The sequence below is a fragment of the Pedobacter sp. 01N310 genome (assembly GCF_056399805.1).
The window spans coordinates 148,569-164,523 of record NZ_JBFTSB010000008.1 but is presented as its reverse complement, the minus strand read 5'-3'; the positions used below and the strand labels follow the sequence as shown (position 1 = coordinate 164,523).

Below are 15,955 nucleotides of genomic sequence, written 5' to 3'. Positions count from 1 at the left end.
TGGAAATGAAAGCCTTGTGCTATGGTTGCTGTTGGGTTTATGAACAACGGACCGATAGAGTTAAGCACACTGAATCCTTCATTTTCAACGCCATATTGATAAATTAATGTGTTTCTGTAGTTATGAACTAAAAATTTAGATTGAAACTAAATTTCATAGTATCTTCATAAAAATATGCCTTAGGTTTTGTACCTTGACACGTATTTATTTGTTACCTGACCACATGAAACTCAAAATTACTCTCGCAATCAGTTTTCTATCTCTACTTATTGTTTTTGCCGCATTTAAAATGGATGATGATCCATTTAGTCAGCTCTTGCAAAAACTCGAAGATTACACCAGTAAAAATCCACAAGAAAAAGTTCACCTTCACTTAGATAAGCCTTATTATGCCATTGGCGATGATATTTGGTTCAAAGCCTATGTTGTAAATACCAAGACTTCGGCCCCTTCGGGCATTAGTAAGATCCTGTATGTAGAGCTGATAAATGAAAAAGATTCGCTAAAAAAACTAGTTAAGTTACCTATTATGGGAGGAATTACCTGGGGCGATTTTAAGTTAACAGATTCACTTGGCGAGGGCAATTATAGAATTAGGGCCTATACCAATTACATGCGGAATTTTGGTACCGAATTCTTTTACGATAAGACAATTAAGATCGGAAATAGCTGGGCTAACAAAGTTTTTACAAAAACTTCTTACAGTTTTATCAAAGAGAACAATGCAGATAAAGTAACGGCAACAGTTCATTTTGAAGATAAAAATGGCGTGGCTTACAGTGAAAATGAAGTAAGTTATGAAGTTCAGTTAGATTACCGTACCGTTACAAAGGGTAAAGTTAAAACAAGTTTAACGGGTGATGCGGTAATTAGCTTCACAAACAATCAATCTTTCCAAAATAAATCAGGGAAAATTATTGCGACCATCGCGCTGGATAATAAACAAAAAGTAATCAAATCTATTCCGATCACTTCCACCTCTAACAATGTTGATGTACAGTTTATGCCAGAGGGGGGAACACTTGTTGAAGAATTGCCCCAAAAAGTTGCTATTAAAGCTGTTAATGCCGATGGTCGCGGTGAAGATGTAGAAGGGAGTATAGTAGACGAAGGGGGAAATGAAGTAACCAGTTTTGCCACCAATTATTTAGGTATGGGTAATTTTGTGTTTAATAATCAGGCAGGTAAGTCATATTCGGCAAAGATTAAATTTAAGGATGGATCAGAAAAAACGTTTAAATTACCTGTGGCCGTTAAAAGTGGTTATGCACTTTCTGTAAATGCTTTAGATACAGGTAAAGTGGTGGTTAAAATTATGGGCAGTGCCGATCTTGTGAATGGCGATGAACTAAAAGTTGTGGCGCAGCATGGTGGCAATGTATATTATGGCTCGAAAGCTAAAATGGATAAACAGGTACTAGTGGCCAATATTCCAAAAAAGAACCTGCCAACTGGTATTGTGCAGTTTACTTTATTTTCAAGCAGCAATCAACCTTTGGCAGAGCGGTTGGTTTTTATTAATAACAAGGCCGAATTAATTGACTTATCGATTAATGCATCAGGAGTTTCTAGTTCAAAAAGAGGGAAAGCGGCCTTTACTTTCGATGCTAATAATGATAATAAACCCGTTTTAGGTAGTTTTTCGGTTGCTGTAACCAATACGGTAAAAGTAACGCCTGATGAAAATAACGAGTCTAATATCCTCACCTCGTTGTTACTTACCTCTGATTTGAGTGGCTACGTAGAGAAACCCAACCATTATTTTTTAAAGGATGATCTTCAAACACAAAAGGAACTCGATAACTTAATGCTTTCCCAGGGCTGGAGAAGATTTCTTTGGAAAAATATTATCAATGGTGTTGGTCCGAATATTACCTATAAACCCGAGCAGTCTATTACCATTAGCGGAACGGTAATGAAAGGCAATAAGCCTGTACCTGGTGGTAAGGTAATGCTAATGGCTACAAAAGGAACGATGTACATTTTGGATACGGTAACCAATGCCGAAGGAAAGTTTGTTTTCGATAATTTAAGTTTTGGCGATAGTACAAAATTTGTTGTTCAGGCCAGAACTAAAACAGAAAGGAAGTTTGTAGATATTAATCTTGATATCGTACCCGGGCAGATTGTAACCAAGAATAAAAATGGAGCCGATATCGATATCAATGTGAATAATACTTTGATGAAGTATATTAAAGAAAGCGATAACTATTTTAATGAGATGACACGTTTAGGCTTGCTGGAGCGGACCATTAAACTTGAAGAAGTAACCATTACTGAAAAGAAAAACCCAGCGAAGAATTCATCCAACCTAAATGGCGCAGGAAGGGCCGATTTCGTGATGACAGCCGATCAGCTCTCTACCTGTGTTACCCTTTCGCAATGTTTGCAAGGGCGGTTACCAGGTGTAATATTTAGAGGTAATGTGCCATATTTAATGCGCAGCCAAAATACTCCTATTCAACTCATTGTGGATGGAATGCCTATGGAAGCCGATTTTCTGGATAATGTTAACCCTAACGATGTAGAATCTATTGAGCTTTTAAAAAGTATCGGTAATACAGCCATTTATGGTTCGCAAGGTGGCGGAGGTGTAATTATCGTTACAACTAAACGTGGTGATGGAGGAAGAAGTACTACCCGTTATGCTCCAGGTATTGTAACCTTTAATCCAAAAGGATTTACGATTTCAAGAGAGTTTTATTCGCCAAAATATGATGCAACAAGCTCAAGCAGCAGGACCGATTTCAGAACAACTATTTATTGGAACCCACAGGTTGTTACAGATAAAGATGGAAAAGCACAATTCGAATTTTATAATGCAGACGAACCCGGAACCTACCGTGTAGTAATAGAAGGAATAGACGCTATAGGGCATTTGGCAAGAAAAGTTTACACTTATGACGTTAAATAGAGAAAAATAGATAAATTTGAATTAGTATGCATGCATAGTTTATGCTGCGGTATATTTATCTTGATCCTAGATTCTTAAATCTTGATACTATTTAAAATATGAATACAATAAAAGTAAGTGTTAAAGACCGCCTGGCAACCATTACGTTAGATAGAGGAAAATCGAATGCCTTAAATCGCGAGTTGATTACCGAGCTTGACGATATGCTTAAAAATATTACCGCCGATGATAACATTGGCGGTGTAGTTTTAACCGGTACAGCACCTTTCTTTTCTGCTGGATTGGATTTGGTAGAACTTTATAACTATAACGAAGAGGAGGCTAAAGTTTTCTGGCAGTTGTTTTTGGGTTTTACAGCCAATATGGTCTCATTTAAAAAACCGATGGTAGCGGCAATTAGTGGCCATAGCCCGGCCGGCGGATGCGTAATGGCATTGGCCTGCGATTATCGGGTAATGGCAGAAGGACAATATATTATTGGACTTAATGAGGTGCCGGTAGGTATTATTGTACCAAATAGTATTTTTCAATTGTATGCGTTTTGGTTAGGTAAGGCTGAAGCCAGTCGTAGTTTGCTTTCAGGTAAACTTTACAGCCCCGAAGAAGCTTTAAAAGTCGGTTTGGTTGATGAATTGGTGAAAAATGAAAGTTTGTTAACGGCTGCCGAGCGTAAGATTAAGAAATACATGGAGCTCGAAAGTAATACCTGGTCGCAAAGCAAGTTAAATATACGCGAGGAATTAATTGCTGCCGTAACTGCAGATCAGTCGGCTACTTTAGAAAAAATGTTAGCACAATGGTGGTCGCCGGCAACACGCCATATTTTAAAAACAATTTTAGCTAATCTGCAGAGAAAATAATCAGTTTGCAGTTGTCGGTTTTCAGTTAGCTAATTACAACAATTAACCGATTAACCAGTTTCAACAGTTAACCATTTTTAGCTTTAACCAATTAACCAATATACTATGTTCAGTTATAATGCACCAATGCTCAGAGAAGACGCTTTAAAAGGAAAAACCATTGTAATTACAGGTGGTGGAACGGGGTTAGGGAAAGCAATGGGCGTATATTTCTTGAAATTAGGAGCCAACCTCGTAATCACAAGCAGAAAACAGGATGTACTGCAAAAAACTGCCGATGAAATGGAAGAAAAAACAGGCGGCAAAGTATTGGCAGTTGCCTGTGATGTTAGAGAAGTAGCACAGGTAGAAAACGTATTGGCCAAAACTTTAGAAAGATTTGGTTCTGTTGATATATTATTGAATAATGCTGCGGGTAATTTCATCTCTCCAACCGAACGGTTATCAGCCAATGCATTTTCATCCATTATCGATATTGTTTTAAAAGGAACGGTTAACTGTACACTTACCTTTGGTAAACACTGGATTAAGGAAAAACAAGCGGCAACAGTTTTAAATATAATTACCACTTACGCTTTTACAGGCTCAGCCTATGTTGTGCCTTCTGCCTGTGCAAAAGGTGGTGTTTTAGCACTAACAAGATCTTTGGCCGTAGAGTGGGGTAAATATGGTATCCGTACCAATGCTATTGCTCCAGGTCCGTTCCCAACTAAAGGCGCATGGGAGCGTTTATTGCCCGGCGATTTAGCCAAAAAATTCGATTTCAAAAACCGTGTACCGTTGAAAAGAGTTGGCGATCATCAGGAACTCGCCAATTTAGCTGCATTTCTGGTGAGCGATTTCTCTGGATACATTAATGGCGAAGTAATTACCATTGATGGCGGAGAATGGCTGCAGGGAGCAGGCCAGATGAATGGTTTGGAAGCAATCCCGAACGAAATGTGGGATATGCTCGAACAAATGACACGAAGCGCTAAAGGAAGCTAGTATTTGATGACAAGTCTTATTACTTGATACTCGCTACTTGTTACTAAAATATTATCTTTGCCGATATGAATATCTTACTTTTAGGTTCAGGCGGCAGAGAAAGCACATTCGCTTGGAAAATGAGCCAGTCTTCGCACTGCGATAAACTAATTATTGCTCCAGGTAACGGTGGTACAGGAGCTTATGGTACAAACATCAACATCAATGTAAACGATTTTGATGCCATTAAAAAAGTAGTGCTTACCGAAAACATTGAACTCGTTGTAGTAGGCCCTGAAGAACCTTTGGTAAATGGTATTCACGATTTTTTCCTTGCCGACAAAGCCATTGCGCACATTCCAGTTATCGGACCTAAAAAAGAAGGAGCTATTTTAGAAGGGAGTAAAGATTTTTCTAAACAGTTTATGGAACGCCATGGTATTCCTACTGCGGCCTCAAAATCTTTCACGCCCGAAACTTTAGAGGATGGCTTGGCTTATTTGCAAAACCATGCATTGCCAGTTGTTTTAAAGGCCGACGGTTTGGCGGCAGGTAAAGGTGTGTTAATCTGTACCGAAACCATCGAGGCTCAGGAAGAATTAAAACTAATGCTTGGCGGTAAATTTGGTGCAGCCGGTGCAACAGTAGTAATCGAAGAATTTTTAAGCGGGATAGAACTTTCGGTATTTATTTTAACCGATGGTGAAAATTATATCACACTGCCTTCAGCTAAAGATTATAAACGGATTGGTCAGGGCGATACCGGTTTAAATACTGGTGGTATGGGCTCAGTTTCGCCAGTTCCTTTTGCCACACCAGAATTTTTGGCTAAAGTAGAAGAACGGATTATTAAGCCAACAGTTGAGGGTTTAAAGAAAGATAATATCGATTATACAGGTTTCATCTTCTTCGGACTGATAAAAGTAGGAGAAGAGCCATTTGTAATCGAGTACAATGCACGTATGGGCGATCCTGAAACAGAGAGTGTGATCCCTAGAGTTGAAAACGACTTGGTAGAGTTGTTTTTAGCTACTGCCAACAAACAATTAAACCAGGTGAGTTTGGTTATTTCTGAGCAAACAGCTGCTACTGTAATGATTGTGGCAGGTGGTTACCCAGGCGATTACCTGAAGGGTAAAGCCATTACTGGAATTGAAAACCTACGTCATTCTAACGCATTCCATGCCGGAACATTGTTAGAAAATGATGTCGTGAAAACAAATGGAGGAAGGGTAATTGCGATTACCAGTTTGCAAAAAGATTTGTTTACTGCCTTACAATCTGCAACTGCTGATGCTGGCAGAATTTATTTCGACGGGAAATATTTCAGAGAAGATATTGGTTTTGACTTAATTTAAAAATAACATAAGTTGAAAAAAGTACTTAAGAAGATCTCCGAAATCGCAATTAAACAAGGAGAGTTTAGTTTTACACCTGAGCAAACCGAAGCAAAGTGGCTAGGCAATCAACCCGCCACCTCAGCCGAAATACAAGAAGCTGAGGTAAGATTGGGCGTAACGCTTCCAACGGATTATAAGGAATTTCTGTTGATTACCAATGGATTTACCACGCCAAATGAACACGTTGATCCGTCGTTTTCAAAAGCAAGTGATATCGCATTTCTAAAGGATGTTGATCCACAGCTAATCGAGATTTGGACAGAAAATGATGAGTTGCTAGAGGTAGCCATTAAACTGGCCAGAAGCATTATTATTGGTGGCTTAGGAGAAGAGCAATATTTTCTTCTAATCCCGCCGGTAATTGAAAATGCAGATTGGGAATACTGGAAATTTGCTTCATGGATTCCGGGAGAAGATCCTTACGAAGGGCTTGAAAATTATTTCATTAACGTATTGGATTTCTTAAAATCTGCATAATACGTTTTCGTATAAACAAAGAAAGCCCCAATTTTAATTGGGGCTTTCTTTGTTTTGAACGCTTTTTTATTTCGATTTACTTCCCAGTAATTCTTGAAGTTTGTCTTGTAAAGCTTGTTCTCTAAGTCCCTTTGCAATAATTTTACCTGTTGGATCAATTAAGAAATTAGCCGGAATGGATTGAATGCCATACATTTGAGCCACTTCATTGCTCCAGCCTTTTAAATCTGATACATGTGTCCAGGTTAACTTATCAGCCTCAATGGCTTTCTGCCATGCCGTTTTGGTAGTTCTGGTATTTCCTCCATCTAAAGAAACACCCAAAACAGTAAAGCCTTTATCTTTAAATTTGTTGTAAGCCACTACCACATTTGGGTTTTCCTGGCGGCATGGGCCACACCAAGATGCCCAAAAATCTACCAGTACATATTTACCTTTAAAATCGGATAATTTAACAGGTTTACCTGCGGTATCAACTTGCGTAAAGTCCATAGCCATGGCACCTACAGCGGTTTTTCTTCCAGCGTCAAATATTTGAGCAATTTTTTTACCTGTAGTAGTTGCCTTCAAGTCTGGCGACAACCCAACAAAAGCTTTTTCTGCTGCTGTTGCCTGATCAGGATCTGCTGCCAATTGGCTAATTGCGCTTAAGCTGATAAATGATTTTGGATTGCCGTTTGCATACTGTAATAATAATGGAGCCATTCCAGCAGCTTCTTTTTCATAACGGGCACCTAAAGCCCCCATAACAGCTTTATCTTGTTTCTGCTCGGGTGTATAGGCTGCATATTCTGCATTAATTGCAGCAAGTTTATCTGCTACAGGTTTAGTTAATGCTTTTAATTTCTTTGCATCGTCATTAACTGGTGAGCCAGTAATTGTTGCTTTTTTTAAAGAATCTGCTGCGGCTAGCTTTATATTTCCTGGCTCTACGTATAGCGATAAAGCATCTAATTTCTCTCCCTGTGCCGGACGGTTTACGTAAGGGTTTTTGTTTAAGAAAAGACTTCCCTGTGCAGGATTTAACAATGTTCCTTTAAATGCAAAAGTGCCATTTGTTACAGTTGCCGAATCAGTAATGTTTTTACCATCTCCCTGATAGATCAGGTAAACCTTATCTCCGGTTTTCAATCCTTTTATATCGCCACTAACTGTAAATGGCTTCTGTGCCAAGGCTGCAAGGGGCAATAGCGCCATCGCAGATAATAATAGTTTTTTCATCTGTATAATATTTTTTTCATTGGTGATAAAGCTATCATGATTTGTTGATTTTACTTTGTGATATTGAAAATCATGATGGTTTCATGAGGTTAGTTTAATTCTGTCCAAATATAGAAATCTGTACCGCTAAAACGTAAATAGCTGTGTAAAATTATGATGGACTGTTTCAGGGATAGCTTTTAGTTAAGTTTTTGGTAGGTTCTCCACCATAAATCGGGCATTTCGCCATTAACAGCAGTCTGGTAATCATCATATCTGCAAGGCACCAGATGGTAACGCTCGTTTTTAGATTGTCCCGAAGGGTAAGGGACCTGCATCCACCAGCGGTCTGATTTTTTGCTTTTCACAAACATCATTTCTCCCGAACCGTCTTTTAAACTGGTTCGATAGATCATAAATTGTGATTTCGGTGTTAGCGGAAAATCCTTTTTGCGGGCATAAAATCCATCAACAAAATACCATACCATTTGAGCAAGTAAGAAGGCAGTTTGTCCATTATTGTCATAGGCCGGATTAAACTCGTAAAAACCAATTGAGGTCAACTTATCATTCATGCCAGCATAACGGGCAATACGACAGGCTTCTTCACCATCAAAACCATTCGGCGTGGTATTCGCATTTGCTGCGGCATCTGCAGAACGGATAGCGCCCATGTCAAAGCTAATCATGTTTGCATTACGGATAATAGGCTCTGTTAGGGTAATGTCCTGAGCAAATTCACCCAAGCGGTGTACATCAAAATATAATTTATCCATCACGCTCAAACTTTCTTGGTTTACAAAATAAGTTTGATAACCCACATTGCTAAAATTGAAAAGGTAATTGGGCTGGTGCAGGAAAATTTTGTTCAGGTAACAGTCTGAGCGGGTAGCAATTCCCTCATTGTCGTCATCGCCAATGTCAAATTGGTTATCAATAACCACCAGATCTACTTTTTGCTCTAAATCTTCATAACCCAGGTATTGGCCATAAGTTAAGTCTTGTCCACCGCCAATAATGATTGGAATAATGTCTTTTTTAATCAGTTCCGAAACCACCATCTTGATGGCAATATAGGTATCGGCAATGGTTGCGCCGTGTTTAATATTGCCTAAATCGACAATCCTACTATTAAAAGCACCTTCGTTGAGTTTATAAAATTTCTCTCTAAAATAATCGGGTGCCAGGGCAGAGCCTTCATTGTTAACGGCGCCTCTTCCATCAAGTACCCCAAAAATTGCCAGATCGTAGGTGTGCTCCTCAAAATCGGGGAACAATTCGGTGTAAATCTGCGCTTTTAACCCCAGCTGACTTGTGAAAAATCCTTGCTTGGGTGTAAAACTATCAGGGTTTATAGGGGAAAAGAAATCCGTTAATGACATATATTTAAAACTCTCGGCTCAAATATCTATTTTTGAATGCGTATTTCCACATATAGCTCGAAAAAAATAAAATGATACTGGTAACCGGAGGAACTGGATTTTTAGGATCTGAATTAATTAAGCAGTTAACCGATAGAGGTTTAACTGTTCGGGCCTTGAGGCGGGAGAAATCTAAAATTCCTTCACAAATCCAGAATATCCCACTCATTGAATGGTTTGAGGCTGATATTAACGAGCCTTCCGTATTGGAAGATGCCTTTATCGGGATTACCAAAGTTTACCATTGCGCAGCTTTTGTGTCCTTCAACCCAAAAGATAAAAAGCAACTTTTCCATGTAAACATAGAAGGAACCTCGAACATTGTAAATCTTTGTGCCGAAAATAATTGCCGTTTATTGCATGTAAGCTCAGTTGCTGCGTTGGGAAATGCTAAAAAGGGCAATAAAATTACTGAAAAAGACTTTTGGGAATATGATGCCAGAGCACACGCCTACGGTTTATCGAAATACGAGGGTGAGATGGAAGTTTGGCGGGGCATTACTGAAGGTTTAGATGCTATCATTGTCAACCCATCGGTAATTATCGGTAAAAATGCGGGCTTTGAGGGGAGTGGAGCAATTTTTAAACTGATAAAAGGTGGTTTTCCCTTTTACACCGATGGGGCTTCTGGTTTTGTAGATGTTGAAGATGTGGCCAAAGCGATGATCCTGTTAATGGATGCTGAAGTTTCGGGAGAACGGTATATCATTTCTGCCGATGATTATCATTATAAAGATCTGTTCAGTGAAATTGCTCAGGGTTTTGGCGTTAAAGAACCAAAAAGAGAAGCAAAACCATGGATGCTCGGAATAGCCTGGAGGGCGCTAAAATTTGCATCCATATTCACTGGTAAACAGCCTTCCATCACTAAAGATGCTGCAAAGAGCAGTTTAACATTAAGTTATTACAATAACAATAAAATAAAAACGGAAACTGGCATTACCTTTAAGCCGGTTGCCGAAAGCATAAAAGAAATTACCCAACATTTAAGATAATGCCCAAACAGAAAGCCTATTACATCATCGATTTTGATAGTACCTTTACACAGGTAGAAGCACTTGATGAACTTGCACGAATTTCGCTAAAGAACCACCCAGATAAAGAGGCGATTTTTCAAAAAATTGAAGATTATACCAATTTTGCCATGGAAGGAAAACTTTCCTTCTCCGAAAGTTTAGCACAACGTGTTAAGCTTCTTGAAGCTAACGAAGATCATTTAAAACAACTCATCAAACATTTGAAAAAGAAAGTGTCTACCTCTTTTTCGCGTAATGCTGAGTTTTTTAAGAAACATGCCGATGAGGTGCTGATTGTTTCTGGCGGATTTAAGGAATTTATTACTCCTGTAGTGAGCCAATACCACATTAAAAAGGAAAATATTTATGCCAATACCTTTGTAACCACTGGCGATGGTAAAATTATAGATTACGATCATACCAATCCTTTAAGTGAAGAGGGTGGCAAAGTAAAATTACTTCAGCATTTAAAGCTCGAAGGCGAACTATTCGGTATTGGCGATGGGTACTCTGATTTCCAGTTGCGCGAAAGCGGTATCATCAATAAATTTTTTGCATTTACGGAGAATATAGCCCGTGAAAGTATTGTTTCGAAAGCTGACCATGTAACACCAAGCTTCGACGAGTTTTTGTACGTAAACGATCTGCCGCGTGCAATTTCTTATCCTAAAAACAGAATCCTTTGCCTGGTAATTGGTGAAGTTGATCCCTTAACGATTTCTATCCTTAAAAATGATGGTTTATCAATTAGGCATAAGACTTCTTTTGAAGATAAATACGTAAAGGATGTGGGAATTATTCTTTTAGCTGATGGCGAAAAAATAAATAAAGAACAGTTAAAAAACGCAGCTAAGCTAAAAACTATAGGTTATTTAGGTAATGCGAAAAATAGAATAGACCTCGATTTATGTACCAAACAAGGTATTGTTGTTTTCGATGACCCTAAAAATAATCCACGTAATATCGATTTTATCCCGAAACGGGTTGCCGATTTTATGAATACCGGAGCAACTTATCTAAGCAGCAATTTCCCTAACTTACAATTGCCGAAAATTGAGAAATCGCATCGCTTAATTCACATCCATAAAAACGTTCCGGGTATTATGGCGAAAATCAACACTGTTTTTGCTAAGCACGACATCAACATTGTGAGCCAGTTTTTAATGACCAACCCTGAGATCGGCTATGCCATTACCGATATCAATGCAGAATATGATAAACAATTGTTTAAATCGCTTAAAAAGATCGAGCATACCATAAAGTTTAGGGTGCTATACTAATTGTGTTGATCGGAGGCTTTGACAACCTTATAGGCTATTTGCCAGTAGGTTGTCAAAGCTTTTTATAGCCTATTTTTAGTATATTGGTTTATTAAGCATTCTTATGGCAAAGACCGAACATTACTATACTAAATTTGAACAAGGAAAATTCTATCACATTTATAACCGATCTATAGATAGGCAACCACTTTTTAAATCAGATGCTAATTATAGGTTTTCCTAAAAAAATTCGATCTATACCTTTCCAATGTTTTAGATGTATATGCATATTGTTTATTAGGGAATCATTTTCATCTGCTAATCCGGGTTAAAGAAAGTTTAAAGGCTAATGACCCAATTAGTGAATTTTCAGTGCATGATATTGTAAGCAAACAATTCAGAATATTTTTCCAATCATACGCATTGGCATTTAATATCCAGCATAAAAGAATAGGTACATTATTTCAAACGCCATTTAAACGTGCTCAGATAAACGACGAATCTTATTTTACAAGGCTTGTTTATTATATTCATTCTAATCCTCAAAAGCATAATCTTATTTCCGATTTCAGAGATTGGAAATGGAGTTCTTACGGTCGGATTTTACTTGAAGCCAATACTAAATTAAAGAAACATTATGTGTTGGATTGGTTTGGTGGAAAAGCAGGGTATCTAAAATTTCACTCTGACATTCAGGATATTATCATGTTTGATGAACTTTGACAGCCTTCTTTGCAATCTCTAGAAGATTATCAAAACCAATTCGATAAGCTTTGACAACCTTCAGGCCTCTTGTTGAGAAGGTTGTCAAAGCTACCTCAAAAACTGATGCCTCTTCAACAACAAATGCTTAGGTGTACCTATCGTTTGCGACCGATAAATTCCCGTATGGCCAGAAAATAAGTAAGCAGTAACACAGGTTAAGGCGATATAAATTCCCGATGAGGTACCAAATAGCTCTACGCCCATAAAAATACAAGCCAAAGGGGTGTTCGCTGCCCCTGCAAAAACAGCCACAAAGCCCATTCCTGCCAACAGTCCAAGAGGTAAGGGGATAAAGAAACTCAAAAAACTACCCAGTGTGGCCCCAATAAAGAAAAGTGGAGTAACTTCGCCGCCCTTAAACCCTGCACTCAGGGTAAATGCTGTTAAAAATAATTTGATCGCAAATGTATAATACGCTTCTTGTTGAACAAAGGATTCTGAAATAACCGGAATGCCCAAGCCGATATATCGTGTATTCCCGATCAGGTAAATAATGGCGATTAAAACTAATCCACCAATAAATGGCCTTAATGGTGGGTATTTGATTTTACTGAAAAGACTTGATAAGCTATGGTTTAAGGCCGAAAAAGATCTCGCCACCAGTCCAAATAATATTCCAGCACCTAAGGATAACAGTAAATTGATCGAATTCATTTCCGGCACCAGAGAAATGGAATAATGGGTATGCCCAACACCCCAGCTTTTGCAGGCATAATCGGCAATAATTGCAGTAATAAATGAAGGAAGAATGGAACTATAGGTTAAACTTCCAATAACGAAAACTTCCAATCCAAATACAGCGCCTGCCAATGGTGTCCCGAAAACAGAGGCAAAGCCAGCAGCGATCCCGCAGATGAGGATCACTTTTCGATCTCTGGCTTTAAGTTTAAACAGTTTCGTAAACTGATCGGCAAAGGCTCCTCCAATTTGCACAGCTGTACCCTCTCTTCCAGCCGAGCCGCCAAATAAATGGGTAATAATCGTGCCTGCAAAAATGAGTGGCGCCATAATCAGCGGAATCACATTTTTGGGCGATTGTAATTCCTCAATCAAGAGGTTGTTGCCCTTTACAACGGCTGCACCCCAGTAATGGTAAGCCAGGCCAATGAGTATACCGGCAATTGGTAAAAAGGCGATAATCCAGAGGTGTTGTTCACGGTAATTGGTTGCCCAGTTTAAAGTTTCTAAAAACAGGGCAGAGGCAGAGCCTATAATCCCACCCAATATTGCAGAAATCAACAGCCACTTTAATGTGCTAATTAAGAGTAATCCGAAGTCGAGTTTAATAAAATGTTTAATAGACAGAAGAAATCCTTCTGTTAGTTTTTTAACAGGCATTTGAATTCAATTTTAAATAAAAATCGTAGGAGTCATCAGCCTGTTTGGGCGGTTTTGGCGGTACTCCATCGCCATTGTCCCAAATGTATAAAATTTAGTTATTTGTTGCAAAATCTTTATCACCTTTGTGCAGCTAACTTTAAACCATGGATTTCACACCCGAAATAAAAGACAAATTACATCAACTGCAAGAAAAGTATACGGCAATGGGGCAAGATATGGCATCGTACCTCGATGGACTCTTATATGCCGATTTCTTAACCTATTGGGACTACATTCATTTGGATACTTTACTGAGCTTGCAGAATCCTAAAACACCAATTCCGGATGAAGAGATTTTCATCATGTACCATCAAATCACGGAACTTTATTTTAAGCTCGCACTGCATGAATGCAGGCAGATTGCTGAACATGAAAATTTAACCGCCGAGTTTTTTACTGCACGCGTAAAACGGATCAACGCTTATTTCAATGCCTTAACCACTTCTTTCGAGGTGATGGTTGATGGTATGGAGAAAGAGCAATTCCTGAAATTCCGCATGTCGTTATTGCCTGCCAGTGGGTTCCAATCTGGCCAGTACCGGATGATCGAGATCTGTGCTACAGATTTTATCCAATTGGTAGATAAAAGCAAACGCGAAGAACTAAGTACTGCAACAATAGCAGAACAATTCGAAAATATTTACTGGAAATTCGGTGCAACCGAGCTGTCTTCGGGTAAGCAAACTTTAACCTTAAAGCAATTTATTAAAAAGTATGCTGCTCAGTTTCTACAACTGGCTAAAGATCGCACTTTAACTAATTTTTCTGCTTTATACCATCAATTGCAAGCGAATGGAGCTGATGTTTCTGCCCTTGCAGAGGAGTTGCGCAAGTTAGATTTGTATGTAAATGTAGAATGGCCTTTATCGCACTACAAATCGGCCGTACGTTATTTGGAGAAAGATCCGGTTGATATTGCAGCAACAGGTGGAACCAACTGGCAAAAGTATCTGCCTCCGCGTTTTCAGAAGAGAATCTTTTATCCGTTCTTATGGACCGGTGAGCAAATGGAAGAGTGGGGTAAAGGTTGGGTGCTTAGTGTACTTAAAACACTCAAAAACAAAGATTAATATTACAAAAAGCTATTAAAAAAGCCTGTTTTTTCTTAATTTGCGCGAAATAATTAATGACAGAATGAGCGAACTATTGAATAAGAGAATGAGCGGTAAAACACTCAACCATTCGATCATTCACCCATTCAAAATTCAAATACAATGACCGAGACATTAGATATAAAAATCACCAAAGCAGCGCAAACACGTTTGGCTGTTACTGATTTTTCGCAATTACCGTTCGGTAAGGTTTTTACCGATCACATGTTTACTGCCGACTACGAAGATGGCGAATGGAAAAATTTACAGATTCTTCCTTATGGTCCAATTCCGATGAGCCCGGCAATTTCTGCACTTCATTACGGACAGGCGATTTTCGAAGGATTAAAGGCTTACCGCCAACCAGATGGTAAAATTAGTGTTTTCCGTGCCGATAAAAACTTCGAACGTTTTAACAAATCAGCCGCCAGAATGTCGATGCCAGGTATTCCTGAAGAAATTTTTATGCAAGGTTTAGCCGCATTAATCAATGTTGATGAGAAATGGGTACCTAATCAAGAAGATTATGCTTTATACATCCGCCCGGTCATGTTTGCAATGGACCCTTATTTGGGCGTTAAGGCATCTGATACCTATAAATTTGCTTTGTTAACTACACCAACTGGTCCATATTACAGTAGTGCACTAAAGGTTAAAATTGAAACTGAATTTACGCGTGCAGACGAAGGTGGTGTAGGCTTTGCCAAAACTGCTGGAAATTACGCACGTTCGTTATATCCTTTCGAGCAAGCAAAAAAAGAAGGTTACGATCAATTGATCTGGACAGATTCGGTAACGCATGAGTTTATTGAAGAAGCTGGAACTGCCAACTTACTTTTTGTAATTAATGGCAAATTGGTTACGCCATCAGTACGCAGTACTGTTTTGGATGGTGTAACGCGTGATACTATTATTAAACTGGCTAAAGATGCTGGAGTAGAAGTTGAAGAACGTAGGGTTTCTGTTAAAGAAGTGATTGAAGGAATTGAAAACGGAAGCTTAACAGAGGCTTTTGCCGCAGGAACTGCAGCTACAGTAACACATGTAGGCGAAATGGGCTATAATGGTCAGAGCTATAAATTGACCGACCCATCTACAAGACATATTTCTAATGGCATTGCTAAAAAATTAAACGATATCCGTTACGGTTTAGCACCTGATGAATTTGGTTGGAACTGGGTAATCTAAGATCACCATCCATAAAAA

General features: G+C 38.7%; 13 protein-coding genes and 1 riboswitch. Of the genes, 10 read left to right on the top strand and 3 right to left on the bottom strand.

Translation table 11 applies throughout. The features are described 5' to 3' along the window. Window positions 1-223 precede the first annotated feature (223 nt). The 5 genes from AC1DNH_RS17270 (at window position 224) to AC1DNH_RS17250 (ending at window position 6,617) form a co-directional block, all read left to right on the top strand. Window positions 224-2,914, top strand: a complete 2,691-nt coding sequence (locus AC1DNH_RS17270; RefSeq protein WP_477608409.1) for a carboxypeptidase-like regulatory domain-containing protein — start codon at window positions 224-226, stop codon at window positions 2,912-2,914. A gap of 98 nt (window positions 2,915-3,012) precedes the next feature. Beyond that, window positions 3,013-3,774, top strand: coding sequence for an enoyl-CoA hydratase/isomerase family protein (locus tag AC1DNH_RS17265; protein ID WP_477581860.1), 762 nt, complete (start codon window positions 3,013-3,015; stop codon window positions 3,772-3,774). Between the two features lie 105 nt (window positions 3,775-3,879). After that, the gene (locus AC1DNH_RS17260) at window positions 3,880-4,761 is read left to right on the top strand and encodes an SDR family oxidoreductase (RefSeq protein ID WP_477581861.1); all 882 of its coding nucleotides are present in this window, start codon (window positions 3,880-3,882) and stop codon (window positions 4,759-4,761) included. A gap of 65 nt (window positions 4,762-4,826) precedes the next feature. Then, window positions 4,827-6,098 carry a phosphoribosylamine--glycine ligase gene (gene purD / locus AC1DNH_RS17255; RefSeq protein WP_215129489.1) on the top strand — a complete coding sequence of 424 codons (1,272 nt, stop codon included), beginning with the start codon at window positions 4,827-4,829 and terminating at the stop codon, window positions 6,096-6,098. Between the two features lie 12 nt (window positions 6,099-6,110). Continuing rightward, window positions 6,111-6,617, top strand: a complete 507-nt coding sequence (locus AC1DNH_RS17250) for an SMI1/KNR4 family protein (protein WP_477581863.1) — start codon at window positions 6,111-6,113, stop codon at window positions 6,615-6,617. A 66-nt stretch (window positions 6,618-6,683) separates the two neighbouring features. Here the strand turns inward: AC1DNH_RS17250 and AC1DNH_RS17245 are convergent, their stop codons facing one another. Next, window positions 6,684-7,838 (bottom strand): redoxin domain-containing protein, encoded by a 1,155-nt coding sequence (locus tag AC1DNH_RS17245; RefSeq protein ID WP_477581865.1) that lies wholly within the window; start codon window positions 7,836-7,838, stop codon window positions 6,684-6,686. Window positions 7,839-8,017: 179 nt separating this feature from the next. Further along, window positions 8,018-9,199: a formimidoylglutamase gene (locus AC1DNH_RS17240; RefSeq protein ID WP_477608405.1), complete on the bottom strand. Its 1,182-nt coding sequence runs from the start codon at window positions 9,197-9,199 to the stop codon at window positions 8,018-8,020. 71 nt (window positions 9,200-9,270) lie between these two features. Between AC1DNH_RS17240 and AC1DNH_RS17235 the strand changes: the two genes are divergently transcribed. From AC1DNH_RS17235 to AC1DNH_RS17225, 3 genes are all read left to right on the top strand, one after another. Then, entirely contained in the window at window positions 9,271-10,233 is a 963-nt protein-coding gene (locus AC1DNH_RS17235; protein WP_477582576.1) for an NAD-dependent epimerase/dehydratase family protein, read from the top strand. Then, on the top strand, window positions 10,233-11,534 hold the full coding sequence (locus tag AC1DNH_RS17230) for an HAD-IB family phosphatase (protein WP_477582574.1): 1,302 nt from the start codon (window positions 10,233-10,235) through the stop codon (window positions 11,532-11,534). The genes AC1DNH_RS17235 and AC1DNH_RS17230 overlap by 1 nt, the downstream gene beginning before the upstream one ends. Window positions 11,535-11,936: 402 nt before the next feature. Then, complete coding sequence (locus AC1DNH_RS17225) at window positions 11,937-12,236, top strand: transposase (protein ID WP_477582573.1); 300 nt, start codon at window positions 11,937-11,939, stop codon at window positions 12,234-12,236. Window positions 12,237-12,326: 90 nt separating this feature from the next. On the opposite strand, the gene AC1DNH_RS17220 is transcribed toward AC1DNH_RS17225, so the two are convergent. Further along, window positions 12,327-13,616 carry a voltage-gated chloride channel family protein gene (locus tag AC1DNH_RS17220; protein WP_477610825.1) on the bottom strand — a complete coding sequence of 430 codons (1,290 nt, stop codon included), beginning with the start codon at window positions 13,614-13,616 and terminating at the stop codon, window positions 12,327-12,329. Between the two features lie 19 nt (window positions 13,617-13,635). Then, a riboswitch (Fluoride riboswitch) is annotated at window positions 13,636-13,698 on the bottom strand. Between the two features lie 64 nt (window positions 13,699-13,762). On the opposite strand from AC1DNH_RS17220, the gene AC1DNH_RS17215 reads away from it, so the two are divergent. After that, window positions 13,763-14,728 (top strand): tryptophan 2,3-dioxygenase family protein, encoded by a 966-nt coding sequence (locus AC1DNH_RS17215; RefSeq protein WP_477582570.1) that lies wholly within the window; start codon window positions 13,763-13,765, stop codon window positions 14,726-14,728. 144 nt (window positions 14,729-14,872) lie between these two features. Next, window positions 14,873-15,937 (top strand): branched-chain amino acid aminotransferase, encoded by a 1,065-nt coding sequence (locus tag AC1DNH_RS17210; protein WP_477582568.1) that lies wholly within the window; start codon window positions 14,873-14,875, stop codon window positions 15,935-15,937. The last annotated feature ends 18 nt before the right edge of the window (window positions 15,938-15,955 follow it).

Coding starts and splice junctions, on each gene's coding strand:
- AC1DNH_RS17270 (WP_477608409.1), top strand. CDS start 224: ATGAAACTCAAAATTACTCTCGCAATCAGTTTTCTATCTCTACTTATT.
- AC1DNH_RS17265 (WP_477581860.1), top strand. CDS start 3,013: ATGAATACAATAAAAGTAAGTGTTAAAGACCGCCTGGCAACCATTACG.
- AC1DNH_RS17260 (WP_477581861.1), top strand. CDS start 3,880: ATGTTCAGTTATAATGCACCAATGCTCAGAGAAGACGCTTTAAAAGGA.
- purD (WP_215129489.1), top strand. CDS start 4,827: ATGAATATCTTACTTTTAGGTTCAGGCGGCAGAGAAAGCACATTCGCT.
- AC1DNH_RS17245 (WP_477581865.1), bottom strand. CDS start 7,838: ATGAAAAAACTATTATTATCTGCGATGGCGCTATTGCCCCTTGCAGCC.
- AC1DNH_RS17240 (WP_477608405.1), bottom strand. CDS start 9,199: ATGTCATTAACGGATTTCTTTTCCCCTATAAACCCTGATAGTTTTACA.
- AC1DNH_RS17235 (WP_477582576.1), top strand. CDS start 9,271: ATGATACTGGTAACCGGAGGAACTGGATTTTTAGGATCTGAATTAATT.
- AC1DNH_RS17230 (WP_477582574.1), top strand. CDS start 10,233: ATGCCCAAACAGAAAGCCTATTACATCATCGATTTTGATAGTACCTTT.
- AC1DNH_RS17220 (WP_477610825.1), bottom strand. CDS start 13,616: ATGCCTGTTAAAAAACTAACAGAAGGATTTCTTCTGTCTATTAAACAT.
- AC1DNH_RS17215 (WP_477582570.1), top strand. CDS start 13,763: ATGGATTTCACACCCGAAATAAAAGACAAATTACATCAACTGCAAGAA.
- AC1DNH_RS17210 (WP_477582568.1), top strand. CDS start 14,873: ATGACCGAGACATTAGATATAAAAATCACCAAAGCAGCGCAAACACGT.